This window comes from Paraburkholderia sp. 22099, assembly GCF_052045835.1.
In the GTDB taxonomy this organism is placed as follows: domain Bacteria; phylum Pseudomonadota; class Gammaproteobacteria; order Burkholderiales; family Burkholderiaceae; genus Paraburkholderia; species Paraburkholderia terricola.
In genome coordinates this window covers 1-25581 of the sequence record NZ_JBQEPU010000034.1, presented here as the reverse complement: position 1 = coordinate 25581, position 25581 = coordinate 1, and the positions used below count along the sequence as shown (strand labels likewise).

General features: G+C 63.7%; 24 protein-coding genes. 9 read left to right on the top strand and 15 right to left on the bottom strand.

Going from position 1 to position 25581, the window contains the following annotated elements; genetic code table 11:
• The first annotated feature begins 142 nt into the window (after positions 1 to 142).
• Positions 143 to 367: a cysteine-rich CWC family protein gene (locus tag ACTJLC_RS26185; protein ID WP_310123246.1), complete on the top strand. Its 225-nt coding sequence runs from the start codon at positions 143 to 145 to the stop codon at positions 365 to 367.
• A gap of 40 nt (positions 368 to 407) precedes the next feature.
• Here ACTJLC_RS26185 and ACTJLC_RS26180 read toward each other — a convergent pair whose 3' ends face one another.
• Positions 408 to 2045, bottom strand: a complete 1638-nt coding sequence (locus ACTJLC_RS26180; RefSeq protein ID WP_440845662.1) for a tetratricopeptide repeat protein — start codon at positions 2043 to 2045, stop codon at positions 408 to 410.
• Positions 2046 to 2176: 131 nt separating this feature from the next.
• On the opposite strand from ACTJLC_RS26180, the gene ACTJLC_RS26175 reads away from it, so the two are divergent.
• A complete protein-coding gene (locus ACTJLC_RS26175; RefSeq protein ID WP_083084969.1) occupies positions 2177 to 3487 on the top strand; it encodes an ATP-binding protein in 1311 nt (436 codons plus the stop codon).
• Positions 3484 to 4026 (top strand): response regulator transcription factor, encoded by a 543-nt coding sequence (locus ACTJLC_RS26170; RefSeq protein ID WP_073430327.1) that lies wholly within the window; start codon positions 3484 to 3486, stop codon positions 4024 to 4026. Before ACTJLC_RS26175 ends, ACTJLC_RS26170 begins: the two co-directional genes overlap by 4 nt.
• Before the next feature lie 136 nt (positions 4027 to 4162).
• Here ACTJLC_RS26170 and hslU read toward each other — a convergent pair whose 3' ends face one another.
• The 9 genes from hslU to ACTJLC_RS26125 form a co-directional block, all read right to left on the bottom strand.
• Entirely contained in the window at positions 4163 to 5509 is a 1347-nt protein-coding gene (hslU, locus tag ACTJLC_RS26165) for an ATP-dependent protease ATPase subunit HslU (RefSeq protein WP_083084967.1), read from the bottom strand.
• Positions 5510 to 5518: 9 nt separating this feature from the next.
• The gene (gene hslV, locus ACTJLC_RS26160) at positions 5519 to 6055 is read right to left on the bottom strand and encodes an ATP-dependent protease subunit HslV (RefSeq protein ID WP_083084965.1); all 537 of its coding nucleotides are present in this window, start codon (positions 6053 to 6055) and stop codon (positions 5519 to 5521) included.
• 392 nt (positions 6056 to 6447) lie between these two features.
• Positions 6448 to 6867 (bottom strand): RNA polymerase-binding protein DksA, encoded by a 420-nt coding sequence (dksA, locus tag ACTJLC_RS26155; protein WP_006050516.1) that lies wholly within the window; start codon positions 6865 to 6867, stop codon positions 6448 to 6450.
• Between the two features lie 668 nt (positions 6868 to 7535).
• Complete coding sequence (locus ACTJLC_RS26150; protein WP_083085066.1) at positions 7536 to 8630, bottom strand: CobW family GTP-binding protein; 1095 nt, start codon at positions 8628 to 8630, stop codon at positions 7536 to 7538.
• A 199-nt stretch (positions 8631 to 8829) separates the two neighbouring features.
• Complete coding sequence (locus ACTJLC_RS26145; RefSeq protein ID WP_440845658.1) at positions 8830 to 10032, bottom strand: class I SAM-dependent rRNA methyltransferase; 1203 nt, start codon at positions 10030 to 10032, stop codon at positions 8830 to 8832.
• 90 nt (positions 10033 to 10122) lie between these two features.
• A complete protein-coding gene (gene xerC, locus ACTJLC_RS26140; RefSeq protein WP_440845656.1) occupies positions 10123 to 11046 on the bottom strand; it encodes a tyrosine recombinase XerC in 924 nt (307 codons plus the stop codon).
• A 26-nt stretch (positions 11047 to 11072) separates the two neighbouring features.
• Positions 11073 to 11792 (bottom strand): DUF484 family protein, encoded by a 720-nt coding sequence (locus ACTJLC_RS26135; RefSeq protein ID WP_310134942.1) that lies wholly within the window; start codon positions 11790 to 11792, stop codon positions 11073 to 11075.
• Positions 11793 to 11909: 117 nt separating this feature from the next.
• The gene (dapF, locus tag ACTJLC_RS26130; protein ID WP_440845653.1) at positions 11910 to 12773 is read right to left on the bottom strand and encodes a diaminopimelate epimerase; all 864 of its coding nucleotides are present in this window, start codon (positions 12771 to 12773) and stop codon (positions 11910 to 11912) included.
• Positions 12774 to 12917: 144 nt separating this feature from the next.
• Positions 12918 to 13802, bottom strand: a complete 885-nt coding sequence (locus ACTJLC_RS26125; protein WP_073430320.1) for a lipid A biosynthesis lauroyl acyltransferase — start codon at positions 13800 to 13802, stop codon at positions 12918 to 12920.
• A 296-nt stretch (positions 13803 to 14098) separates the two neighbouring features.
• Here ACTJLC_RS26125 and metK point away from each other — a divergent pair, with 296 nt between their 5' ends.
• A complete protein-coding gene (gene metK, locus ACTJLC_RS26120) occupies positions 14099 to 15289 on the top strand; it encodes a methionine adenosyltransferase (RefSeq protein ID WP_440845651.1) in 1191 nt (396 codons plus the stop codon).
• A 313-nt stretch (positions 15290 to 15602) separates the two neighbouring features.
• Here the strand turns inward: metK and ACTJLC_RS26115 are convergent, their stop codons facing one another.
• Positions 15603 to 15974: a hypothetical protein gene (locus ACTJLC_RS26115; RefSeq protein ID WP_440845649.1), complete on the bottom strand. Its 372-nt coding sequence runs from the start codon at positions 15972 to 15974 to the stop codon at positions 15603 to 15605.
• A gap of 461 nt (positions 15975 to 16435) precedes the next feature.
• Between ACTJLC_RS26115 and ACTJLC_RS26110 the strand changes: the two genes are divergently transcribed.
• Entirely contained in the window at positions 16436 to 17197 is a 762-nt protein-coding gene (locus tag ACTJLC_RS26110) for a phytanoyl-CoA dioxygenase family protein (protein ID WP_083084955.1), read from the top strand.
• 110 nt (positions 17198 to 17307) lie between these two features.
• On the opposite strand, the gene ACTJLC_RS26105 is transcribed toward ACTJLC_RS26110, so the two are convergent.
• Positions 17308 to 17514 carry a DUF3185 family protein gene (locus tag ACTJLC_RS26105; protein WP_073430317.1) on the bottom strand — a complete coding sequence of 69 codons (207 nt, stop codon included), beginning with the start codon at positions 17512 to 17514 and terminating at the stop codon, positions 17308 to 17310.
• A gap of 227 nt (positions 17515 to 17741) precedes the next feature.
• On the opposite strand from ACTJLC_RS26105, the gene mgrA reads away from it, so the two are divergent.
• A complete protein-coding gene (mgrA, locus tag ACTJLC_RS26100) occupies positions 17742 to 18785 on the top strand; it encodes an L-glyceraldehyde 3-phosphate reductase (protein WP_073430316.1) in 1044 nt (347 codons plus the stop codon).
• A 71-nt stretch (positions 18786 to 18856) separates the two neighbouring features.
• Here the strand turns inward: mgrA and ACTJLC_RS26095 are convergent, their stop codons facing one another.
• Positions 18857 to 19042 carry a hypothetical protein gene (locus ACTJLC_RS26095; RefSeq protein ID WP_073430315.1) on the bottom strand — a complete coding sequence of 62 codons (186 nt, stop codon included), beginning with the start codon at positions 19040 to 19042 and terminating at the stop codon, positions 18857 to 18859.
• Positions 19043 to 19310: 268 nt separating this feature from the next.
• The gene (locus ACTJLC_RS26090) at positions 19311 to 20606 is read right to left on the bottom strand and encodes an MFS transporter (protein WP_440845646.1); all 1296 of its coding nucleotides are present in this window, start codon (positions 20604 to 20606) and stop codon (positions 19311 to 19313) included.
• Positions 20607 to 21002: 396 nt separating this feature from the next.
• Between ACTJLC_RS26090 and ACTJLC_RS26085 the strand changes: the two genes are divergently transcribed.
• Positions 21003 to 21215, top strand: coding sequence for a hypothetical protein (locus tag ACTJLC_RS26085; RefSeq protein ID WP_006050502.1), 213 nt, complete (start codon positions 21003 to 21005; stop codon positions 21213 to 21215).
• 104 nt (positions 21216 to 21319) lie between these two features.
• The gene (locus ACTJLC_RS26080) at positions 21320 to 22348 is read left to right on the top strand and encodes a serine/threonine protein kinase (protein ID WP_440845644.1); all 1029 of its coding nucleotides are present in this window, start codon (positions 21320 to 21322) and stop codon (positions 22346 to 22348) included.
• Positions 22349 to 22393: 45 nt separating this feature from the next.
• Here ACTJLC_RS26080 and ACTJLC_RS26075 read toward each other — a convergent pair whose 3' ends face one another.
• Positions 22394 to 24295: a DUF3857 domain-containing transglutaminase family protein gene (locus ACTJLC_RS26075; protein WP_440845642.1), complete on the bottom strand. Its 1902-nt coding sequence runs from the start codon at positions 24293 to 24295 to the stop codon at positions 22394 to 22396.
• A gap of 328 nt (positions 24296 to 24623) precedes the next feature.
• Between ACTJLC_RS26075 and ACTJLC_RS26070 the strand changes: the two genes are divergently transcribed.
• Entirely contained in the window at positions 24624 to 25361 is a 738-nt protein-coding gene (locus ACTJLC_RS26070; protein ID WP_440845640.1) for a PepSY-associated TM helix domain-containing protein, read from the top strand.
• Positions 25362 to 25581: the final 220 nt, after the last annotated feature.

The following is a 25581-nucleotide window of genomic DNA, read 5'->3' as shown; positions in this document are numbered from 1 at the left end:
GCGGCCGGCAACCTGTAGCCGACGATCGAGCGTACCGTCGTTGAGACGCGCCCCGCAATTGGCCGAATGGACGACTGACGGAGCTTCGCCAGTCGTGGCATCATTTCCTGACCAAGGCTGAAGCGAGACCACCTGACACGTCATGAAACCGTCCGCCTCCCGCTCCGAAGGCAGCGCGCGCTGCCCGCGCTGCGGTAACGCTTTTGATTGCGGCATGCATGCCCAGCCGTCCGAGTGCTGGTGCCGCGAGATGCCGGTGCTGCCGGCAGACAGACTCGATCCGGCCGGCCGTTGCCTGTGTCCCGAATGTCTTGCCGCGGAAATTGCACGAGCGGCTCGGGAGCGACCGGACGCCGGTTCGTCCTGAAGCAGGCGCAAGCGGCGCAGCTTCGACGAAACGCGGCGCTCTATGTCACGCGATGCTGGGCCGCGAGTGCGCTCAGGTCACGGGCGACGGTTTCCAGCACCGGCTCCCATTGCCCGAACCGTGGTTGCCGGTACAGCGTCGCGCTCGGATACCACGGGCTGTCGCGCCGATCGAGTAACCAGACCCAATGCGGGTTGACGTCGAGCAGCACCCAGGTGCGCTGGCCGAGCGCGCCGCTCAAATGCGCGGCCGACGTGCACACCGTGATCACGAGGTCGAGCGCGCTGACGAATGCGGCGGTATCGTCGAAGGTTCTGAATTCGGCGGTGTAGTCCGTCATGGGCAGGCCGGCTGCTCGCGCGGCCGCAACGTCCGCGTTCGCGCCCGGTTGCAACGAATAGAAGGACACGTTCCGCATGCCGCTGAAATGGGCCGCATAACGTTCCCAACCGACGCGCCGGAACGGATTGCGCTGATGGCCGTGGCTGCCGGTCCACGTGAGTCCAACCTTGAGCCTCGTTTCTCCGGCGAGCCGTTCTTGCCACGACGCGCGGGCTGCCGCGTCCGCGTGCAAATACGGCGTGGCGCGCGGAATCGTGTCTTCGCGCGTGTCGAAAATCAGCGGCAGGCTGAGTAGCGGTATTTCGTAATCGAATGGCGGGAGCGAATCGACACCGCCGCCGGCCGAATAGGCGTCGACATGGTGACCGAGGCTGCGCGCGAGCAGTGCGCCCATCTGCGGAAACGAATTCCAGACGAGACGGCCGCCGTCGCGATGAACACGCTCGGCCAGCATCGGCATGTAGCGGCAGAACTGCAAGAGATCGCCCATGCCCTGTTCGCCCCACACCAGCAGCGTTTTGCCGCCGAGCGGTTCGCCTTGCCAGGTGGGCGCCGGCATGACGGGGCGGTTGCCGCTCAGTTCCTGGGCGCCGTCCCAGCGCGCTTCGTGCGAGAGCCAACCGGCTGCGTAATCGCCTCGCACGAGTTGCAGCATCGCGAGATTGGAGCGCATCTTCGCGTCGTCGGGCGCCAGCGCGCAAGCCGCTTCTCCCGCTTGCGCCGCCTCGTCCCAGCGTTGTGCCTCACGCAGCGCCAGCGCATAGTTGTTGTGCGCCAGCGGGCTGCCCGGCGAGCATTGCACGGCTCTCGCGCCGGCTTCGATCGCGAGCGGCACGTTCATGCTCATGCGGTATACGTTCGCGAGATTGGTCCAGCCGTCCGCATCGTCGGGATCGTCGCGGACGGTGCTCGCGAGCAGCGCCAGTTGCTCGCTCAGGTCGCCGCCGGTAAGCATCAATGCGGCGGCGAGATTGCCGCGCAGGCGCGGTAGCTGCGGATCGATTGCGAGCGCGCGGCGATAGGGCGCGATTGCGTCGGCGTGCCGATTTGTCATCTGCAGTGTGTAGCCGAGGCGGAAGTGCGGAATGGCGCTTTGGGGATCGAGTTGGGCAATAATGGCGGCGAGTTGGATCGCGTCGGCGTGCCGGTTGCGCTCACGCAGCGCGGCGGCGAGCGAATCGAGCGAGGCGTCGTCGAGCGGATGGATTTCGGCCGCGGCATTGAGCCATCGAGCCTCCTCTTCGGCCGCGCCGTTTTTCCTGGCCGCGGCGGCGCGCAGCAGGAAGGTCAGGAACGCTGAGAGGGCGTGCGTCTCGCTATCAGAGGTGGGCTGCATGAGTGGATTGTGCGGTGGAAGAACCGATGATGACCGATCGGTCCGTGCGAGGCGTTCGCAAAAAATGCCATCTTACCCGCGCGAGGTGGCTGCATAAGTCGTACCGGTCCGAACAGGTGAGCTAAAGAGTCATGCATCGTATAACCAACACCGGCCGGGTCAATCTCGGTCATCTGTTCTGGCTGCGCAGCCTCGCCATCATCGGGCAACTGGTGACGATCGCGGTCGTGCAGATGTTCGTCGGCGTGCACTTGCCGTTGCCTGCCATGCTGCTCGTGATTGCCCTCGAAGTGATCTTCAACGCACTCACATGGTGGCGCGTCTCGCAGCAGCGGCCCGAGTCCAATATGGAGCTGTTCGGCCAGATCTGGGTCGATCTCGGCGCATTGTCCGCGCTGCTGTTTCTCTCCGGCGGCACCACCAATCCATTCGTTTCGCTGTATCTGCCGTCGCTTGCGATTGCCGCCGCCGTGTTGCCGTGGCATCTGATGGCGTGGCTCGCGGCGTTCGCCGTGGCCTGCTACGCGGTACTCGGTTTCGACTCCGTGCCGCTGAATCTCGACAACCCCGCGAATCTGTTCGACTACTATCGGGCCGGCATGTGGGTGAACTTCATGGTCAGCGTCGGGCTGATCGCGTGGTTCGTCGCGCGTATGTCGCGGGCTCTGCGGCTACGTGACGCAGCGCTCGGAGAAGCGCAGCAGCGCTTGCTTCACGATGAACGCGCGGTCGCGCTCGGCGTGCAGGCCGCCACCGTCGCGCACGAAATCGGCACGCCGCTGTCCACCATTGCGATGCTGTCCGAGGAATTGCGCGACGCGGCGCGCACCGACAAAGGACTCGCGCCGTACAGCGCCGATCTGGAATTGCTCGAACAGCAGATGACACTGTGCACGTCGGCGCTTGCCCGATTGCGTAGCCGCGCATCGACAACCACCAACCGTCAACTGATCGGCGAGTGGCTGGAGTCGTTCGGCGAGCAGTGGCGCTTGCGGCATCCGCATGTGAAGTTCGAACGGCTCGGCGTGCCGCCCGCGGACGTCAGCCTTGACGATACGGTTGCCGTGAGTCAGATTCTCACGATTCTGCTCGACAACGCCGCGCGCGCGAGTCGCGATCACGTGACGTTGTCCTGCGCGCTTGCGGCTCGCGGCGACCAGATCGTATTCGAAGTATGCGACGCGGGCCCCGGCATTCCGGCGCCGCTGCGCGGGTCGCTCGGCACCATGCCGGTCGACAGCACGCAAGGCGGACACGGCGTGGGCCTCTATCTGGCGTTTTCGGCGGCCGCGCGTCTCGGCGGATCGATCGAACTGACCGATGTCAGTCCGATCAAGCCGCGCGGCACGCGCGCAGTCCTGAGACTGCCGCTCGCGGGGCGCAAATTAGCAGGCGCGGGCCGCCAGGGCGCCGCACCATCCAACACGGAGAAACAGGCATGAGTGACAAGAATTTTCTGGTGATCGACGACGATGAGGTGTTCTCCGGCATCCTCGCCCGCGGTCTCACCCGGCGTGGTTATACGGTGAGCGAGGCGCATAACGCCGAGGAGGCGATCAAGCTGGCGAATCAGCAGAAGTTCAGCCAGATCACGGTGGACCTGCACCTCGGCAACGACTCCGGCCTCACGCTCGTCGCGCCCTTGCGCGACTTGCAGCCCGACGCGCGCATGCTGGTGCTGACCGGCTATGCCAGTATCGCGACGGCGGTGCAGGCCGTGAAAGACGGCGCCGACAACTACCTCGCCAAGCCGGCCAACGTCGAGACGATCCTGTCTGCGCTGCAAAGCGAGGCGAGCGCGCTGCAAGCCGAGGAGGCGATCGAGCATCCGACGCCGTTGTCGGTCGCGCGTCTTGAGTGGGAGCATATTCAGCGCGTGCTCGCCGAGCATGGCGGCAACATTTCGGCTACTGCGCGTGCGTTGAACATGCACCGCCGGACGCTGCAGCGCAAGCTGGCGAAGCGGCCGGTCAAGCAGTAAGCGCGAGCCGATTCCTCCGCTTGCGTCGCGGCGGAAAACAAAACGGGCTGCCTTGGCAAAGGCAGCCCGTTTTTTATCGTGACGCTTGATCTGCTTCAGGCAATGCGCGCAGCTCGTATTGGCATCAGCAGCGGCATCACAGCACGTAACGCGACAGATCTTCGTCTTCGGCCACTTCGTTCAACGCGCGATCCACATAGGCGGCGTCGATCTGCACCGTCTTGCCCGAATGATTGCCGGCCGCGAACGAGACTTCCTCGAGCAGCTTTTCGATCACCGTGTACAGCCGGCGCGCGCCGATGTTCTCGGTCTTCTCGTTCACCGAGTACGCGATTTCGGCAAGACGGCGAATGCCGTCGTCGGCGAATTCGAGGTGCACGTCTTCAGTGGCGAGCAGCGCCTGGTATTGCTTGACGAGGCTCGCATCCGTGGACACCAGGATCGATTCGAAATCCTTCACCGACAGCGAATCCAGTTCGACGCGAATCGGAAAACGGCCCTGCAGTTCGGGAATCAGATCACTCGGCTTGGCTAGGTGGAACGCGCCGCTCGCGATGAACAGGATGTGATCGGTCTTCACCATGCCGTACTTGGTGTTGATCGTCGTGCCCTCGACGAGCGGCAGCAGATCGCGCTGCACGCCCTGACGCGACACCTCGCCGCCGCCGGCTTCATTGCGCGACGCGATCTTGTCGATTTCGTCGAGGAACACGATGCCGTTCTGCTCGACGTTCTGCACCGCCCGGGTTTTCACTTCCTCGTCGTTGAGCATCTTGCCGGCTTCTTCGTCGGTGAGGACTTTGAGCGCTTCCTTCACCTTCATCTTGCGGCGCGTTTTCTTGCCGCCGCCGATGTTCGCGAACATCGAGCGGATCTGCTCGGTCATGTCTTCCATGCCCGGCGGCCCCATGATGTCCATGCCGACTTGCGGCTGTTCGACGTCCAGTTCGATTTCCTTGTCGTCGAGCAGGCCTTCGCGCAGACGCTTGCGGAATGTCTGACGCGTGGTGCCGCCTTCATCGGCGGTGTCCACGGCGCTCGAACTCGCGCCAAAACCGACCGGGCGCGCGCTCGGCAGCAGAATATCGAGGATGCGGTCCTCGGCCTGATCCTCCGCCTTGGTCCGCACCTTGCGCATTTCGGTTTCGCGCGTTTGCTTGACCGAAATTTCCATCAGATCGCGCACGATGCTGTCGACGTCGCGGCCCACGTAGCCAACCTCGGTGAACTTGGTGGCCTCGATCTTGATGAACGGCGCGTCAGCCAGTTTCGCCAGGCGCCGCGCGATTTCAGTCTTGCCGACACCGGTCGGGCCGATCATCAGGATGTTCTTCGGCGTGATTTCCTGGCGCAGCGGTTCTTCCACCTGCTGACGCCGCCAGCGGTTGCGCAGCGCCACGGCCACCGCTTTTTTCGCGCGGCCTTGGCCGATGATGTGTTTGTCGAGTTCCGAGACGATCTCGGCAGGGGTCATGGTGCTCATCGTGGGTCCTTACTCGATCGTCTCGATAACGCGGTTGTGGTTCGTGTAGATGCACATGTCGCCGGCGATCTCCAGCGACTTCTCCACGATTTCGCGGGGCGACAACGCCGTGTTGTCGGTGAGCGCTTTCGCCGCGGCCTGCGCGTAGGCGCCGCCCGAACCGATCGCGCAGATGCCGCCTTCCGGATCGAGCACGTCGCCGTTACCGGTGATGACGAGGGTGGTGGTCGCGTCCGCCGCGATCAGCATGGCTTCGAGACGGCGCAGCATGCGGTCGGTACGCCAGTCCTTGGCGAGTTCGACGGCGGCGCGCGTGAGATTGCCCTGGTGTTTTTCGAGCTTCGCTTCGAAGCGGTCGAGCAGCGAGAAGGCGTCGGCCGTGCCGCCGGCGAAGCCGACCAGCACCTTGCCGTTGTAGATGCGCCGGACCTTCTTCGCCCCGCCCTTCATGACGATGTTGCCCAGCGTGACCTGGCCGTCGCCGCCGAGCGCGACCTGGTCGCCGCGGCGCACGGAGACGATCGTCGTGCCGTGAAATTGCTCCATATGCGTTCCTCTTTGCAAAACGGGTAGGACGCGGCAGCGCAGCCACCGCATGAATCCGGCAAGCGGACGGCGCGCGACGCTGAAACCGGACCGGCCGGTGCGCGCGCTCGTACAACGCATGTTCGATTTATTTTAGGGCGTACGCGGTCATATCAAGAGCCGGCAAATGGCATAAGACAAAAAACCGTGTTTCGGCGGAAGTGCGCTTGCGGAGTAGGCAGTCTTCGCGGGCCGGGCGGGCGAGGCGCTAAAGCGCCGGCAGCAGGCGTGGAGCGGGATGGTCGGCGGGAACCGACGGGTGTCGCGCAAAAGAAAAAAGGCGCACGGACCACCGTGCGCCTCTCGACGAAGCAGCGTAACAGGGCGCGGAGCCAAAGCCGCGCCGCAGGCGTTCAGTCGCCGAACAGCTTCTGGCGCAGTTCGCGGCGTTCCTGCGCTTCGAGCGACAGGGTGGCAGTGGGGCGGGCGAGCAGACGCGGGATGCCGATCGGCTCACCGGTTTCCTCGCACCAGCCGTAATCGCCGGAATCGATGCGCGCGAGCGATTGCTGCACCTTCTTCAGCAGCTTGCGCTCGCGGTCGCGCGTGCGCAGTTCGAGCGCATGCTCTTCCTCGATCGTTGCGCGGTCGGCCGGGTCCGGCACGATTACGGTTTCGCGCAGGTTCTCGGTTGTTTGGCCGGCATTGCGGAGAATTTCCGCCTGCAGCTGTTCGAGCTTGTTCTTGAAGAAAGCGAGCTGATCCTCGTTCATGTAATCCTTGTCGCTCATCTTCAGGATTTCGGCTTCGGTCAAGAGTCGTTTCGTCGTCATCTGGCTTACTTCTTCAATGTGAGGCAAAACTCTTACATAGTGCCCGCACTTTCGTATTGCCCGCAAAGGCGCTTGTGGACGCTGAACGCGGGGCTCGCACCGACGCTGAACTGTCGTGACGCCCAAGCGCCTCCGCGCCCACACACCGGGCGTCGCTACGCCAATGCGGGGCCGAACTCCTCTGGAAACCGGTTCTCAAATGCTCCTGAGGCATTGCTTGCCGTCAGCACGCCTTTCAGGCTGTGCCTGCCGGCATCATCGGCGCGTTTCCGGATAAGGTTTTCCAGCGCCGCTTCAGGCCCGGCACGGTGAACGCGCTGACCGGGCAATTCGTTGTCATTCTCCAGTGGGCACGTATTGTAACTGAACCACAATCCGGCACAGCAACTGGTGAAAATCCCCCTGCGCTGCCGTGATATCCCGAAAATATAACGCGCGCAGCACCAAAAAGCGATGCTCGTGCACGTTTAATACAGCAGGGTTTTCACGCGTTTTTCATACATACGACTTTTCGCCCGCCTTTCGGCGCCGTTCAGCCGGATTCGGCAGAGGATTGGCCCTGATTTTCCCATTGCGCATAGGTGCGATTCGAGCGCCACGCATGGCGGACGCCGCCGGCTGGCCGGCCTGCGGCGATGTCGCTCATGCTCATGCGCATGGGCATGCGCTTACGCTAGGCAAGCGTCCAATCCGTCCGTGATCAGGTCTTGCGGCAGTTCGATGCCGATGAACACCATCTTGTTGGTCTTCTTCTCGACCGGTTGCCACTTCGCGGCCAGATCGCTGCCCATCATTTGATGCACGCCCTGGAACACGACCTTGCGATCGACGCCTTTCATATACAGCACGCCCTTGTAGCGCAGCAGGCGCTCGCCGTAGATTTGCAGAATCCCGCCGAGGAAGTCCTCGAGCTTGTTCGGATCGAACGGACGGTCGTTGCGGTACACGAACGACTTGATCTTGTCGTCGTGATGCGCGTGGTGGTGGTTCGTGTGAGCGTGGCCTTCGTGATCGCAATGGCCGTGGTCGTGATCGCAGTTTTCGTGATCGTGGTCCGCGTGCGTATGGCCATGCTCGTCGTGCGCGTGAGCGTGGCTGTGCGCATGGTCGTCTTCGACGAGGAAGTCCGGATCGATCTCGAGCTTCGAATTCAGGTTGAAGCCGCGCAGGTCGAAGATTTCCTTGATGTCGGCATCGCCGAAATTGACGACCTTGATCGCCGCCTTCGGGTTCATGTGCAGCAGGCGGTGGCGCAGATCGGCCACGTGCTGTTCGTCGACCAGGTCGGCCTTGGTGATGAACAGGCGATCGGCGAAACCGACCTGGCGCTGCACCACTTCATGCTCGTCCAGTTGTTGGTTCGCGTGCTTCGCATCGACCAGCGTGATGATCGCGTCGAGCAGGAATTCGTTGGCGATCTGGTCGTCCATGAAGAAGGTCTGCGCGACCGGGCCCGGATTGGCGAGCCCGGTGGTCTCGATCACGACGCGGTCGAAGTCCAGCTTGCCGGACTGTTTCTGCGCCGCCAGATCGCCGAGCACGCGCGAAAGATCGCCGCGGATCGTGCAGCAGATGCAGCCGTTGCTCATCTGAATGATCTGTTCGCCCGTGTCCTGCACGAGGATTTCGTTGTCGATGTTCTCTTCGCCGAACTCGTTTTCTATCACGGCGATCTTCATGCCGTGCTTTTCGTTCAGGATGCGCTTGAGCAGGGTGGTTTTGCCGCTGCCGAGAAAGCCGGTCAGGATGGTGACTGGAATCATGTTGGTCGCCTGTATGTACGTGAAACGGTCCGTAATGGAAAGCATCGCGGGCGCGGCGGCCTGGCGGCGCGCGGCCCTGTCTAGCCGGTTATTGAAACATATCTGTCAAGCCGGCGCTGGCCGGCGGGGTTCGAGCCGGCACGGCGCGCACGCCATGTGCGCGGCATGGCGCGGCAAATAGACCCGAAACTATGGGCGATCACGCGATTTGCAACAATAGGCCTTTCAGGTATTCGCCTTCCGGGAAAGCGGTGAGCAGCGGATGATCCACCCCGGCGCCGAGGCGCTTGAGAATCCGCGCATCCACGCGCGCGTCGGCCGCCGCGCTCGCGACGATCTTCTGGAACAACTCGGAGTCGATCGCGCCGGAGCACGAGTAGGTGAAGAGCAGCCCGCCCGGGCGCAGCAGCTTCAGGCCAGTCAGATTGATGTCCTTGTAAGCGCGCGACGCGCGGTCCACATGTTCACGCGACGGCGCGAATTTCGGCGGATCGAGCACGATCAGGTCGAAGCGCTCGCCCTCGTCGTACAGGCGCCGCAGTGTCTTGAAGGCGTCGGCGTCGAGCCACGTGGCGCGTTCGGCATCGAAGCCGTTGGCCGCCACGTTCTGCTGCGCGAGCGCCAAGGCCTCGCCCGACGAATCGATCGACACCACGCGTTTGGCGCCGCCTTTCAGGGCCGCCAGCGAGAAACCGCCCGTGTAACAGAAGCAATTGAGGACGTCGCGATCCTGAGCGAGTTGCTGGACCAGCAGGCGGTTGTCACGCTGGTCGACGTAGAAGCCGGTCTTGTGGCCGTTGCGCACGTCGACGTGATAACGCACGCCGTTTTCGCTGGCGATCAACGTCTCCGACGGCGCTTCGCCCGCGAGCACGCCGGTGATCTGTTCGAGTCCTTCCTTCTGGCGAATCGACACGTCCGAGCGCTCGTACACGTTCGGGCAGCCAGTCGCTTCGACCAGCGCCGCCACGATCGCCTGTTTCCACGCTTCGACGCCCGCCGCCATGAACTGGCAGACCAGCTGGCTGCGCTGTCCTTCATCCTCTGCGACGTAGTGATCGACGATCAGGCCGGGCAGTCCGTCCGCCTCGCCGAAAATCAGCCGCACCGCGCCGGTGTCATGCACCATCGTTTGACGATGCGCGAGCGCGCGCTGCACGCGGCGCTTGAAGAACGCGTGATCGATCGGCTCGGTTTCGTCGAAGCTCCACACGCGAGCGCGGATTTGCGAATGCGGGCTGTACGCTGCGCGCGCGAGAAAGCGGCCGTCGTGCGCGCGCACCAGCACGGTGGCGCCGGGAGCGGGATTGCCGTCGACCCGGTCGATCGCGTTGGCGTAGACCCACGGGTGGCGGCGCAGCAGCGATTTTTCTTTCGACGGTTTGAGCGTAACGGTATTCATCGGGGTGTCAGCAGGGCAATGGGCCGTGGGGTAGAAGCATGCGGCCGGTGAAGCAAGGCGGAAACTGCAAACCGCAAAAAGAAGGCGGAGTCAGTCGCGTTTTTTGGCGCGCGGGTGCGCCTGATCGTAGACCTGCGCGAGATGCTGGAAATCGAGCGCGGTGTAGACCTGAGTGGCGGTGATGCTGGCGTGGCCGAGCAGTTCCTGCACCGCGCGCAGGTCGCCGCTCGATTGCAGCACGTGCGTGGCGAACGAATGGCGCAACACGTGCGGATGCACGTTGGCGGGAATCCCGGCGACCAGCGCCGCGCGCTTCACGCGGTCCCGCACCACGTTCGGCGACAGACGATTGCCGCGCGCCGACAGAAACAGCGGATGCGGATCGTGCTTGATCATCTGCTCGCGCACCGCGAGCCACGCGTTCAAGGCCTCGATCGCCTTGCTGCCGACCGGCACGACGCGGCGCCGGTTGCCCTTGCCGAGCACTTCGACTTCGGCGGACTCCAGCTTGAGCCAGCCGGCGGAGCGGTAGCCGTCGGCATCGGCGAAACGGGCGTCGAGGCCCACCAGCTCCGAGAGACGCAGGCCCGACGAGTAGAACAGTTCGAGCATGGCGTGATCGCACAAACCTTCGAGCGACGCGGCGGGCGGGCTTTCCATCAGGCGCGTGGCGTCGTCGACGGAAAGCGCCTTGGGCAGCGCCTTTGGCTGTTTCGGCGCGCGCACGGTGGCGACCGGGTTGGCCGGCAGATCGACGCGGCCGGCGAACCAGCGGTAAAACGCGCGCCACGCCGAGAGCCGATGGCTGATCGAGCGCGCCGTCAGTCCGCCCGCATGCGCACGCGACACGGCGCCGCGAATGTCGACGGCGGTGAGGCTGGCGAGCGGCCGCCCCTTGGCCAGCAGCCGGAGTTCCTCGAGTTCGTGGATGTAGCTGCGCAGCGTATGCGCCGACAGCCGGCGCTCGTGTTCGAGATTCGACAGATAGGCGGCGATCGGGTCGGCTTCGGTCACGATGTTTTTATAGCGGCGCGATGTGCTCAGCGCGGCAGCAGACGGCTCAGCGCCGCGCTCGCCAGCGCGCCGATCTGCGTGAGGAAATCGGTGGCCATCCCCTCGTGGAACCTGCGCGGGTCGGCCGAACCCATCACCAGCAGGCCGAAGGCGGGCGCTTCTTCCTTGCCTTCCGGGTCGCGCAACGCGAGCAATGCGATCGATTCGGTGACGTGCGCGGATTCGGCGGTGCTGCCCGCCGCCGACGCTTCCTCGCTCACGACCGCCGCCGGCAACAGCCATTGCGCCGCCTCAAAGCCGGTGTTCGCGCCGCAATACGGCGTGGCGAGGCTGTTCGCGAAGAGCCGCACTTCCTCGCCGACATGGCGCGCGAAGTCGGCTTGCGCATAAGGCTCGGCCACGTCCCACACGCGCAGCGCGGCTTGCGGCACGTCGAAAATATCGCGCAAGCCGGTGGCGATCGTGCGCGGCAGCGCATACGGATCGCGCTCAGAGATTACGCGGATGGTCCAGCGATTGAATTTCGACGCGATACTGTCGTTCTCGTGACCATAACGCAGCAGTTCGGCGAGGCGCCGTTCCAGATGCTTGTTCTTGTCGCGCAGCATTTCCATCTGCCGCTCCTGCAGCGACACCGCGGCTTTGCCGTGCGGGTTCGCAAGCCGGATCGTCGCGAGCATCTCCGCGTGTTCGGCGAAGAATTCGGGGTTGGCGAGCAGGTATTCGGCGACTTCGCGATCGTTCATGGTTTCAGCTAGAGGACTACGGGCCGACGCGGTGAGGGGCGCATCGGTCAATGGGTTTAATCGGCCGCTCGACCGGCAGGTTCATCGGAGAACCCGGTCGGGCAATTCAGTCGCAACTCAATCGGCCAACTCGATCTCGCCTTCGAAGACGGTCACCGCCGGGCCGGCCATCAGGAGCGGCTGGCCGTCCTGCGTACTGTCCCACGAGATCGTCAATTTACCGCCGTGCGTGTGCACGAGCACCGGCGTGTCCAGCAGTCCGCGGCGGATGCCCGCGGCGACCGCCGCGCACGCGCCCGTGCCGCACGCCAGCGTTTCACCGGCGCCGCGTTCGTAAACACGCAGCCTGATTTCGCCGCGGCCGACGATCTGCATGAAGCCCGCGTTCACCCGCTGCGGGAAGCGGGCATGCCGCTCGATCACCGGGCCTTCGATCAGCACCGGAAATTCCTCGACGTCGTCCACTACTTGCACGGCGTGCGGATTGCCCATCGACACGACGGAGATCCAGCGGGTCTCGCCGTTCACGTCGAGCGGCCAGAGCGTATCGGCGCCTTCGCGGCGGCCTTCGAGACCCTTGGTCGCGAACGGCACGCGCTCGGGATCGAACACCGGCGTGCCCATGTCGACCAGCACTTCGCCGTTTTCCTGCATGGTCAGCGTGATGATGCCGTTCTGCACTTGCACGCGCACGCTGCGCTGATCGGTCAGGCCGCTGTCGCGAACGAACTTGACGAAGCAGCGCGCGCCGTTGCCGCAATGCTCGACCTCGCCGCCGTCGCAATTGAAGATGCGATATCTGAAATCGACACCGTCCACGGTGGGCTTTTCGACCAGCAGCAACTGATCGGCGCCGACGCCGAAATGCCGGTCCGCGAGCGCGCGCACCTGCGCCGGCGTGAGGTTGACCGGTTGGCGGTAGCCGTCGAGCACGACGAAGTCGTTGCCCGCGCCGTGCATTTTGGTGAATTTCAGTTTCATCTCGCTATTGTAAGTGACGCGCCCGCGGCTGAGCCGAACGCCGCATTTTTTCCACCGGCTCACCCGCGGCGGTTGTCTGTGCGCTCGGGCACGTTTTTCGAAGACCGCTTTGAAAACCTTGGCGCAAGCCGCGTCGAAAACCGCTCAATACACGCTCGGCTGGCCCGGCGGGCGCGTCTTGAAGCGCTTGTGCACCCAGTAATACTGCTCGGGAATCAGCGGAATCTGCGTTTCGAGGAAGGCGTTCATGCGTCGCGCATCCGCGTCGTCGTCGCCGCTCGGGTAGTGTTCCCATGGCTCGAACACCCGCAGCCGGTAACCCTTGTAGTTCGGCAGCACCTCGCCGATGAACGGCACCACTTGCGCATGCCCGACCTTCGCGAGACGGCCCACCGCGGTCAGCGTGCAGGTCGGCACGCCGAAGAACGGCACGAAGGTGGAATTGCGCGCGCCGTAGTCCATGTCCGCGCCGAGCATGACCGGCTTGCGTTCGCGCAGCCAGCGCAACACGACGCGCGCGCTGTCGGCGCGGCTCGCCATATCCGCGCCGAAGCGCGCGCGCGCCGCCTTGGCGACCTGCTCCAGTTCGGGGTTCGACATCGGCTGATACAGCGAGCCGCAGTGGCGCTTGAGCGAGTAGTTGAGGAAGATCGAGCCCGCCTCGATACCGACGAAGTGAAAGCCGAGAAACAGCGTGGGCGGCAGGTTCGGGTCGGTGAGATCGATTGCGCTGTCGAGTTCGATCAGCTTTTCGAGCTTCTTCGCCGAGCCGAACCACTGCACGCTGCGCTCGACATAGCTGCGGATCGCATGACGGAAATGCTGTTGCGCGATCTCTTCACGGCGCGCGTCGCTCCATTCGGGGAAGCACAGCTTCAGATTGATATGGACGATGCGCTTGCGGTTGCTCGGAACCTGGTAGAGCAGCCAGCCGAGCCCGTCGCCCAGGCGGGCGATGAAACCATAGGGCAGCAGCGCGAACAGTTTCAACAACCCGATCGCGAGCCTCGCGCCATAGCGGCTCAGCATGCGACCTCCAGGGAAGACGTGGATGAGGCGTTCTGCGTGACGGGTTCAAGGAAAGCGGAAGAATTGACGTAATACCGCACTCGTGGACACTCTGTGACAATCAAGGGAAGTCGCTATAATAAGGGCTTCGCCGAGTTAATAGACAACTTGCGGGGCGAAGCCGGCGGGTGCGATCCACGTGAAATGACGTGATATGCGCCCATCGGTAAGGTAATCCGCTAAAGCGTCGCCGCTTCAAGGCTCCCGAAGCTGGCTACGTGAAACTCAACCGTAACCACACAACAGGAGTCTGCAACGTGGCAAACGACTATCTCTTCACCTCCGAATCGGTCTCCGAGGGCCATCCCGACAAAGTCGCGGACCAGATTTCGGACGCCATTCTCGACGCCATCCTGACGCAGGACAAATACTCGCGTGTTGCAGCGGAAACGCTGTGCAACACGGGTCTCGTCGTGCTGGCCGGTGAAATCACCACCACCGCGAACGTCGATTACATCCAGGTCGCGCGCAACACGATCAAGCGCATCGGCTACGACAACACCGACTATGGCATCGACTATCGCGGCTGCGCGGTGCTCGTCGCGTACGACAAGCAGTCGCCGGACATCGCCCAGGGCGTAGACCGCGCGCACGACAACAACCTCGATCAAGGCGCCGGCGACCAGGGCCTGATGTTCGGTTACGCCTGCGAGGAAACGCCCGAACTGATGCCGTTGCCGATTTACCTGTCGCATCGTCTGGTGGAGCGTCAGGCGAATCTGCGCCGCGACGGCCGCCTGCCCTGGTTGCGTCCGGACGCGAAGTCGCAAGTCACCGTGCGTTATGTCGACGGCAAGCCGCATTCGATCGACACCGTCGTGCTGTCCACGCAGCATTCGCCGGACATCGATCTGGCCGTGCTGCGCGAAGCGGTGATCGAGGAAGTCATCAAGCCCACGTTGCCGGCCGACCTCATCAAGGGCGACATCAAGTTCCTGGTGAACCCGACTGGCCGGTTCGTGATCGGCGGTCCGCAGGGCGATTGCGGTTTGACGGGTCGCAAGATCATCGTCGATACCTATGGCGGCGCGGCGCCGCACGGCGGCGGCGCGTTCTCGGGCAAGGATCCGTCCAAGGTCGACCGTTCGGCTGCTTACGCCGGCCGTTATGTCGCGAAGAACATCGTGGCCGCCGGCCTCGCTTCGCGCTGCCTCATCCAGGTGTCGTACGCGATCGGCGTTGCCCAGCCGACTTCGGTGATGGTGAATACCTTCGGCACGGGCCGCGTGTCGGATTCCACGATCACGAAGCTCGTGCAGGAGCATTTCGATCTGCGCCCGAAGGGCATCATCCAGATGCTGGATCTGCTGCGCCCGATCTACGAGAAGAGCGCGGCCTACGGCCACTTCGGCCGCGAAGAGCCGGAATTCACATGGGAAGCCACGGACAAGGCGCTGGCGCTCGCCGAAGCGGCCGGCACGGAACCGGTTGTGGCGTTGGCGGAATAAGCCGGCAAGTCGTTCGCCGGTTGCTTTTGTAAAAAACCCCGTCGGCGTGAGCCGACGGGTTTTTTCTATCTGTGCGATCCGCGTGGACGCGGCGCGCCGACGGTCGACGCCACAGCGGCGGCGGGCACGCGCTGTCGCAAATGGACGCGCACGGCGTCACGCGAGGCCAAGGATTGCGACGTTCGGCGCGCTCAATGATCCGCGAGGCGCCGGCTCACAGCGGCGGGCTCCAGCGCGCCAAGCTCAACGCGCCGAACTCAAGGCACCAAACCCAGCGCACCAAACCCAGCGTACCAAACCCAGCGCACTAAACTCAACGGCTCGCGAATGCAAACGCAAACCAGCCGGTGCTGCCGCTCGTCGACATGCGGCGCGGCCGGCGGCTCGTGCTCTGCGGCACGGTGACCGGCGCCGCACGGCGCGTAGCGGCGAGGCGCAGCGGCGTCGGTTTGCGCAGCAGCGTGCGCAGCGAAAAACGGCGCGAACCGCCTTGCAGACGCAGTGCCGAAAAGAAGGTATGGAACCAGGTGCGAATGCCGTCGACCGCTTTGGCCTCGCGCCATTGTTCGCCCAATGCGCGAGTGCGCGTGGCGTGGTGACGCAGCGCACGCACGACGTGGCGGCGCGCCGGACGCGCCGCTTTCAACGCGGCGCGAGTAAGACGGGTGCTCAGAAGAGTATGCATGGCTTCAGAAGTGGGCAACGTGTCACGCGACGGAATGTGTGCCAACCGCAGCACCAAATGTGCCAATGGCGTGGTCGCGAGGGACGGCGTGAAAGCCCGGAATTCGATTTGAAAGGGCACGAGGGACGGCGGAATCGGCGTGGACGGCCTGTGCGCGCCGTGAAAGTGCGGGAATGGCGATCAACATGCGTGCAGGCTACACGCGATTCGTGACGTCAGAAAGTCCGTTTTTACCCTGCGAGTCAGGGTTTTCACGGGGCGCCCGATTGCCGCGCGCGCCCCTCGGCCGTGCCCTCCATGATCGACGATCGTGCGTGTTTGCCCATCGAGCGTGCTAGACGGTTCGTCGTTGGGAACCGGGGTAATGCGTATCTCATGACCTTTCGCAAGGCGAACAGCACGCAGCCTGATCGCGCCCGTTTTACAATCGAGCATCAGCTAGTCGACAGTCGCGGAGCACCATGTCACTTCACTCGAAGAAAGAGCAGATTCACACGTTGCGGGAGCAGGGCTTTGTCGTCGTGCCCGGACTGGTGTCGCCGGAGCGTTGCAGTGAACTCAAGCAGATTGCCCAGCGGCAGTTAGAGGAAGCCGCGGCGCCGATCGAGTTCGAGGCGGATCTGCAGTACCCGGGCGCGCCGACGTCGAGGCATGCGGCAGGCGGTCATACGGTCCGGCGGCTGCTGGATGCGTATGGGCGTCATCCGAGCTTCGCGCAATGGGCCACCGCGCCGGAAATTCGCGGCTGGATGGAGCTGTATTTCGGCGAGGAACCCCGCCTGTCGCGGGCGCATCACAACTGCATGATGACCAAGCATCCCGAGTACGGCAGTTTGACCGGCTGGCATCGCGACGTGCGTTACTGGTCGTTCGAACGGGACGACCTGGTGTCGGTGTGGCTCGCCATCGGTTCGGAGACGGTGGACAACGGCGCACTGTGGCTGGTGCCGAAGTCGCACAGTGCGGCGTTCACGTCCGACCGGTTCGACGAAGCCAAGTTTTTCCGTTCCGATCTGGAAGAGAATCAGGCATGGATTCGCAACGCGGTCTCGCCTGAGCTCAAGGCTGGGGACGTGGTGTTCTTTCATTGCAACACACTGCATTCGGCCGGCAAGAACCTCAGCGATCAGGTGAAGTTTTCTCTCGTGTACACCTATCACGGCGCGAGCAACGTGCCGTTGCCCGGTACGCGCTCGGCCGCGAAGCCCGAGATCGCTTTTTAAGTTTCTGACGCGAGCGGCGGCGGCGCTCGTTCGCGTGCGTCCCAGGCGCGCGGATGCAACGCGCCGCCCGCGCGGCAAGCCGCTTACCGCTTGCGCCTTATCGCTTACGCTTACCGCTTGCGTCCGGACAACGCCATCCCGGTCAGTCCCGCGATAGTGGCGATGACACCGCCCACGATCAGCATGATCGCCTTGTTGGTCGGCGAGCCGGTAAACACGCGCGACACGTCGCTGCTAACCGAATTGAACGCCTGCCCGCCGAAATACAGCAGCACGATACCGCCGACAATCAGCGCGATTGAAATCGCCTTCGCCATGCACTTCTCCCATCAGCCTTGATCGGCGAAAGTGTAGGGGACCCGCCAGCAATCGTCCATCCCGCATGCTGGGCGTCTGCACGCATTGCGTCGATTGGCTACCATAACGATCTTGCCGCACGCAGTCGCACGAACATTACATAAACATAAAGACAGCACGCCTCCCGCACCATGCGATTCCACACGCCCGACATAATCGGGCGGCCTCAACATCAAGGACTCTAGCAATGGCTTACGAAGCAGCTTCAGAACGCTATTCGGACATGCAGTACCGCGTCTGCGGCAAGTCGGGTCTCAAACTGCCGGCGCTGTCGCTCGGCTTGTGGCACAACTTCGGCGATACCACGCCGATCTCCACGCAGCGCGACATTCTGCGCACGGCCTTCGATCTGGGCATCACTCACTTCGATCTCGCCAACAACTACGGCCCGCCGTACGGCAGCGCGGAAACCAATTTCGGCCGGCTCTTCAAGGACGATTTCAAACCGTATCGCGACGAACTGCTGATTTCGTCGAAGGCGGGTTGGGATATGTGGCCGGGCCCATACGGGCAGGGCGGCGGCTCGCGCAAGTATGTGCTCGCGAGCCTCGATCAGAGCTTGCAACGCATGGGCCTCGATTACGTCGACATTTTCTATTCGCATCGTTTCGACGCCGACACGCCGCTCGAGGAAACCGCCGGTGCGCTGGCGAGCGCGGTGCAGCAGGGCAAGGCGCTCTACATCGGCATCTCGTCGTACTCGGCGACCAAGACGCTCGAAATGACGAAGCTGCTCGCCGAATACAAGGTGCCGCTGCTGATTCATCAGCCCGCGTACAACATGCTCAATCGCTGGATCGAACATGAACTGCTCGATACGCTGGAGAAGGTCGGCGCGGGCGCCATCGCCTTCACGCCGCTCGCTCAGGGCCTGCTGACCGGCAAGTACCTGAACGGCGTGCCGGAAGACGCGCGCGTGAACAAGCCGGGCGGCGGTTCGTTGAAGCAGGAGCATTTGAGCGCGCAAAACATCGAGCACGTGCGCAAGCTCAATGACATCGCCGCGCGTCGCGGGCAAAGTCTTGCGCAGATGGCGCTCGCCTGGGCGCTGCGCGATTCGCGCGTCACGTCGGTGCTGATCGGCGCGAGCCGTGCGGAGCAGGTGCGCGAGAACGTCGGCGCGTTGAAGAACCTCGCGTTCTCGAAGGAAGAACTGGCGGAGATCGATCGCTACGCGACCGAAGGCGGCATCAACCTGTGGGAAAAACCGTCGACGGATCAGGCGATCTGATCCGCGCGAGTTTCACGCCGCGGATATGCCGTGGAGATAGAGAAAGTCGCCCGGGAGGCGGCTTTTTTTCGCTATACCAGCGCGGGTAAGCCTTCGACCAGCACGACCGCGAACACCACACCGAGGAGCGCCCCCAGGACCCGCAGCACGTTGTGCCGGAATTCCGTCTTGCACGGAAGCGCGCCGACAAACAGCGCCCCGGCCAACGCCATCGGAATCACCAGGATGAAATCGCCGATCGTGAAGTAGGTCGTCATAGTCGTCTCCTTATGTATTACCGGCGCAAGCAGCGGCTCTGTTTGGTGGAGTCGTGCGCTGCCAACGTCCGATACGAGTATAGGTGACGCTCCAGCCAACGTAACGACGCATCGAGCTGCGGCCTTGCTTATTCGCAAGCCGCTGAGCCCGCGCTGCCAAGGCGCGCCGCAATTGGCGCGCCGCAACAAACAGCGCCAAAACGGCGAAGCGCATGCTTACGCGGGCCTTACTTTCGATGGCGATCCGATGCGCGGCGAATCGACTCGATCAAGCGGCTGTGCGTTCGCGTGCGCGCAAATCACGCAATCTCAAGGCCGCCGCGAGGCCGATGACGAGCAGCACGCCCACTAGTCCCGCGACGCCGTTCCATCCGTAACCGGCCCATATGTGACCGCCATACGAACCAACGAGGCTCGAACCGAGGTAATACGCGAGCAGATACAGCGCGGCGGCCTGGCCCTTGGCTTCTCTCGCGAGCCGGCCGACCCACCCGCTTGCCACTGAATGTCCCGCGAAAAAGCCAAAGGTCACGCACGCGATGCCGAGCGCGATCGCCGTCAGCGGATGCAGCAGCGTGAGCGCGAGACCGAGCGCCATCAGCGCCAGGCTGCCGATCAGCACGCGAGCGCGGCCGAACGTATCGGCCATGCGCCCCGACAACGGCGAGGCGATCACGCCCGCCAGATACACGATGAAGATCGCGCCGATCTCCGCCTGACTCAATCGATAAGGCGGCGCCAGCAGCCGGTAGCCGATGTAGTTGTACAGCGTGACGAAACTGCCCATCAGCACGAAGCCGAGCAGAAACAGCAAGGGCAGGCCGGGTCGCGTGAACTGTTTGAGCAGCGCGGTGCGGTGATGGTTGAAACCCAGCCCGCGCCGCGGCACGAAATGATGCGACGGCGGCAGCAGCGCGCGAAACGCGAGCGTCGACAGAATGCCGAGCACGCCGATCGTGCCGATCGCGACCCGCCACGAAAACAGATCCGCGACAACACCGGTAATCACACGCCCGGCCATGCCGCCGATCGCGGTGCCGCCGACATAGAGGCCCATCGCCAGGCCGAGCCCTTCGGGGTGTACTTCTTCGGCGAGATACGCCATCGCGACGGCGGGCACGCCGCCGAGCGCGAGTCCTTCGAGCGTGCGCAACACGAGCAGTTGATGCCACTGCGGCGCGATCGAGACGCCGATCGTCAGCAGCGCGGACGCCATCAGCGATAGCGTCATCAGATGGTGGCGGCTCCAGCCTTCCGAAACGAAACCGGCGATGAACACGGCAAGCGCGAGCGCCGCCGTGGTCAGCGACAGGGACAAACTGCTTTCGGCCGGCGTCACATTGAACGCCGCTGAAAACGACGGCAGCAACGGCTGCACGCAGTACAACAGCGAGAACGTGGCATAGCCCGCAAACAGCAGCGCGATGCTGGCACGCCAATAGGCACGCGTGCCGCGTTCGAGATAGGGAATGGGGTGGGCGTCGGGCACGGCGGGGAACATGAAAGAGGCGGAAAAAGGAAGAGCCGAAGCGATAGGCCGATGACACTCCGGCGGCGCGACCAAGGAATCTCCGTTGGCGGGTGCAACGCATTGAAAGGCGTTAACGATACGCTGAAAAAAGCGCTGAGGTGGCGCGCCGGCCATGATGGGCGGACTGTCGGACCGCTGCCTGTTTTTGATATCTCGCCCTCGCAGGGTTTATGATGGTCTCGTTACGACGCGCTCGGCATCATCGGCTCGGCGCACCGTGATGGGGATGACGCGAAACGACGGGTGAAGTCGCTTTTGTTCGCGCTATCCACGGCCCCGCAAAACGGGAACAATGATTCGAAATTCTCACGCGGTTGACGCGCAGCAGATTGGGGGCGTTCGCAACGTCATCGGCGAAGCGGCGCTTTTATCATCACCTTGACCGGCGAGGAAACCATAAAGCCGGCTATGGGAGAACGGGGAAACATCATGCAAATCGGTTCCATTGTCCGATCGGTGCATATCGCCGTGCCGCAAGGCGCGCGCGGGATCGTCATGCGCATTCTCGGCGACATGGCCATGGTGGCGTGGTATGCCGGCGAGCCCGGCGCTTCGCCGCAACTGAACACTGAACCCTTTTTCCTCGAAGACCTGATCGATACCGGCGAACTCGTGCGTCCGTCGAGCGCGCAGATGCATTGAAAGCAGTTTGCGTTCGACTTGTCTGTCAGTTGTAAGACGCGCGACGAGCGGCGTGGTGAGCCGTGACCCTCGTCTTTGACGACGGCACGGCGCACAATGCGCCCATGAACAACGACACTCCCGATTCGCGGGACGACGCCGATAGCGCCGTCCCTTTCGCCCGGCTCAGGCCGGAAATCGTGCTCGACGCGCTCGACAGCGTGCTCGCCAGCGTCGGTGTGCGTACCGACGGCCGCATGCTCCCGCTCAACAGCTACGAGAACCGCGTCTACCAGGTCGGCGTCGAAGACGGTCCGCCCGTGGTCGCGAAGTTCTATCGGCCGGCGCGTTGGAGCGACGCCGCCATTCTCGAAGAACACGCGTTCGTCGCCGATCTCGCCGCGCGCGAAATTCCGGCGGTGCCCGCGCGTGTTTTCGAAGGCCGTACCCTGCATGACTTCGACGGTTTTCGCTTCTCGATCTTCGAGCGGCGCGGCGGCCGCGCGCCCGATCTGGACCGGCGTGACACGCTCGAATGGCTGGGGCGTTTCATCGGCCGCATTCATGCCGTTGGGCAGACGCAGAACTACATCGAGCGTCCCACGCTCGACATCCACACGTTCGGCTATGAGCCGCGCGACTTCCTGCTGTCGCACCGCTTCGTGCCCGACGATGTGCGCACGGCATGGGAAACCGTGGTGAACCTCGCGCTCGAAGGCGTCGAGCGAGCGTTCGAGCGCGCGGGCGAGATTCGCATGATCCGCATGCACGGCGATTGCCATCCGAGCAATGTGTTGTGGACCGACGCGGGGCCGCATTTCGTCGACTTCGACGACAGCCGCATGGGTCCGGCCGTGCAGGATTTGTGGCTGCTGCTGCCGGGTGAGCGCGCCGAGGCGTCGCGTGCATTGACGGATCTGCTTGCCGGTTACGAAGACTTCTGCGATTTCGAGCCGCGCGAACTTCATCTCGTCGAAGCGTTGCGCACGCTGCGTTTGATTCACTACCAGGCGTGGCTCGCGCGTCGCTGGGACGACCCGGCGTTTCCCGCCGCGTTCCCGTGGTTCAACACGCAGCGCTATTGGGAAGAGCGCATCCTCGAACTGCGCGAGCAGCTCGGCGCGATGCAGGAAGGCCCGTTGTGGCCGGTTTGAGCGGTCGGTGTTCGCGCGCCCGCGCGGCTCAATGTGTTCAGCGCTTCAAGGCGCCTGCGATGCCACATTCGACGATTCCATCAGCGTCGACTTGACGATCACTTCGGCGCGCACGTCGCGCCCGATCGCTTCGATCGCGGGGCGCATCTGCGCGAAGTCGTCGGGCGTGCAGACGTCGCTGTCGAAATGGGTGGCGCCCTCGCGCGTCATCGTCACCGCGTTGCTGTGCGGATCGAGCGTGTACTGCGACTCGAAATCGACGAAGCGGTTTCGCGTTCGCTGCGCCTCCGGCATGTCGAGCACGCGAAAATTGGCCGGCAATTCGACGCGCGCCCGTTCATGCAACACGAGGTTGTGGCAGACGAACGGCTGCGTGCGCTCGCGTTCGCCGAGCCAGTAACGCGCGTCCGCCGCGAAGCCGCCGGCGAGGCTCGTCAGCGCCGGAATGGCCGCTGCCGCGCCCGGCACCACGAGATTCTCCAGCGTGCCCTTCATCGTGATGGTCAGCGGGCCGTCGGCGACCGTCAGGTCGCTGGTGGCGAGCGTCGCGGTGCCGCGCAGATTGGCGCTGCGCAACTCGGACTGGATCGACTCCTCGCGTTGCGCGTGAGTCTGCCGGCGTAGCAGGGCGCGCGTCTGCTCAACGGAGGCGCCGGACGCTTCCAGCCGATACGTGAAGCTCGCGGAGCCATCCGGCTGGACCTTGATCGACAGGTCCGTGCTGCGCGTCACGAGCGCGGTGGCGGGTGTTCGCGCGAGCACGCCCTGGCCGACGAGCACGGTCGGCCGGTTCATATCGGACGAGGGCAGAAAGCCGAATTCCACATTCGACGCCGTGGAGTCGGCGTAGAGCTGCAAGTCCGGCAGCCATGTGATGACGTGATTGATGACGCCATAGCCCGGCACGCTCGGCAGCGTGTAGATCGTGCCGCTGCTGATCAAGGCCGGCTCGTTGCGGATGCCGACCGCGTCGAGCAGCGCGCCGTAGAGCGCCACGTGATCCTTGCAGTCGCCATAGCGGTTGACGAGGACCGCGCTCGCGCTGTGCGGCACCACGGCGCCGCGTCCGACGTTGATCGCCACGTAGCGGATACTGCGGCGCACCCAGTCGTACAGCGTCTTGGCCTTGTCGCGCGGTGTGCGGTCATGCGCCGTGAGGTTCCGCGCGAGCAGCGTGACAGCGGCGTCGCGCGCGCCCGGATCCGCGGCGGACGCCCGATAGCTTGCGGCGAACGTGGCGTAGTCGGGGAAGGTGGACACCATCAGCCGGTCGCCGTATGACACGTATGCAATCGAGCCGCGTTCGAGGCGGCTGAAATGCGCCTTGTCATAGCGGTATTCGTAGCGCGTGCGGCCCTCGCGCGTCACCGGTTCGAGCGCCGTGAAGCCGCGCGCGTCCGCATAGAGCGGCTTGTTGGCGGGCAGATCGTAGATCAGACGGAAGTTGCGCGTCGGCGCGAGTTCGGGCGCCGTGAAGTCGCTGAATTCTCCCGGCACGATCGGCTGCTTTTGCGTTTTGCGGTAGGTGAGATGCACGCGCGCGCCGGGTTCGACGGCAGGGAACACGATCACCTTTTCCTGGATGTCCTGGAACATCGGTGCGTCGAACGAGCGCGCTTCCTGCACGTCGCGGATCTGCTCGGGCTGCACGTCATGGCGTACGCCGTCCGCGGTGGTCGTGTAGGCCTCGAGGATCTGCACGTCCGCCATGTTGCGGTTGAACCAGACGTATTGCTGCGCCGCCCGCGCGACGCCTGCTTCGTTGTTGACGCGCAGCGTCATTGAATCGAGCTTCGCGTAGGAGCCGTCGGCGTTGACGGTGAAGGTCTGGGTTTCGCCTTCGTTCGTATAGGGATCGTCCAGTTTCGCCGCGCTGTTCGCGTTCGCGGCGTGGACGCCGGCAAGCCAGCCCAACGAGGCAAGACAGACCCAGGAGAAAAGACGCATGGCAGGCAGGTATCCAGAACCGCAACATTGACGGGATCGCCCGCTAGAGTCCGTTTGCGCCGTCTGGATGTCAAGCGGATGTCGCGCGCTGCGATTGAGCAAATACCATTATCGTGTAATGATAGCGATTCTCAATTGAAAGGCATCGCCAGCGTTCGTCACATTTCTCCTCCTCTGTGACGGCCAGCCAGCCTCTCAACCGGACGGCCCGGACCGCAAGCCGGGTCGTCTGGCCCCTCCTTTCGATACCTCATTCACTGCTGCTGTGAGCGTGCGCGTTGTCGCCGCGCGCCGGCGATGATTAACCTGCTGCGCCTGGAGCCTGGATGTGAACGCGCCTGAATCGATCGACCTGAAACCTGCCGCGGGTGGCACGCAATACAGCGCTCACGCTCCAGAGCGCGGTCGTCATCTGATGGACGACGCCGAGCAGGCGGCGCGGCGCCAGCGTTCGCGGCGCGCGAATTTCATCAAGTGGCTGCGCAAGGTGCATGGCTGGGTCGGCTTGTGGGGCGCGGTGCTCGGGCTAATGTTCGGCGCGACGGGTTTCCTGTTGAATCATCGGGCCGGGCCGCTGAAGGTGTCGTCGGGTGAGCCGCAGGTCGAGGAGATGCAGATTTCCGTGCCGCAAAAGCCGCTGCACTCGCCGATGGACATGGCGAAGTGGCTCAAGAGCGAACTGAAGATCGACGGCAAGCCGGGCAAGGCGAAACGCGAGCCGGCGCATCCGGTGGCCTGGGGCGATCGCAGCACGATGCAGCCGGAATTCTGGCAGGTCGGCATTTTTGGGCCGACGCAGAATGTGCAGGCTGAGTACTGGGTGGGCAATGGCTTTGTCGCGGTGAAGCGCACGCACAACTCGTTTCTTACCACGATGAATAATCTGCACCGCGGCGTGGGATTGAGCGTCGGGTGGGTGTTGTTGATCGATACGATCGCCGGCGGGATGATTCTGCTTTCGTTGACTGGTGTGTTGCTGTGGACTGAGCTGAATAAGCGTCGGTTGGTGGGGGTGGTGTTGGTGGGTGGGTCGGTTGTTGCTGCTGTGGTTTGTGGGTTGATGTAGTGGTTTTTTTGCCTGGGCGGCGGTGGTTGTGCTGTTATGGGCGTTGGCCTTTCCTTGTGTTGTTAGTGGTCTATTAGCGTTGCCCCTGTGCGGGGCGGCACCTGTAGTGGTCCAATGACTCTGGACACCTCTAAAGGGGATAATCTCCAACCGAGGTGAGAAATGAGCAGACGGAACATAACCGACGAATTCAGGGCCGAAGCGGTGCAGCTGGTTGTCG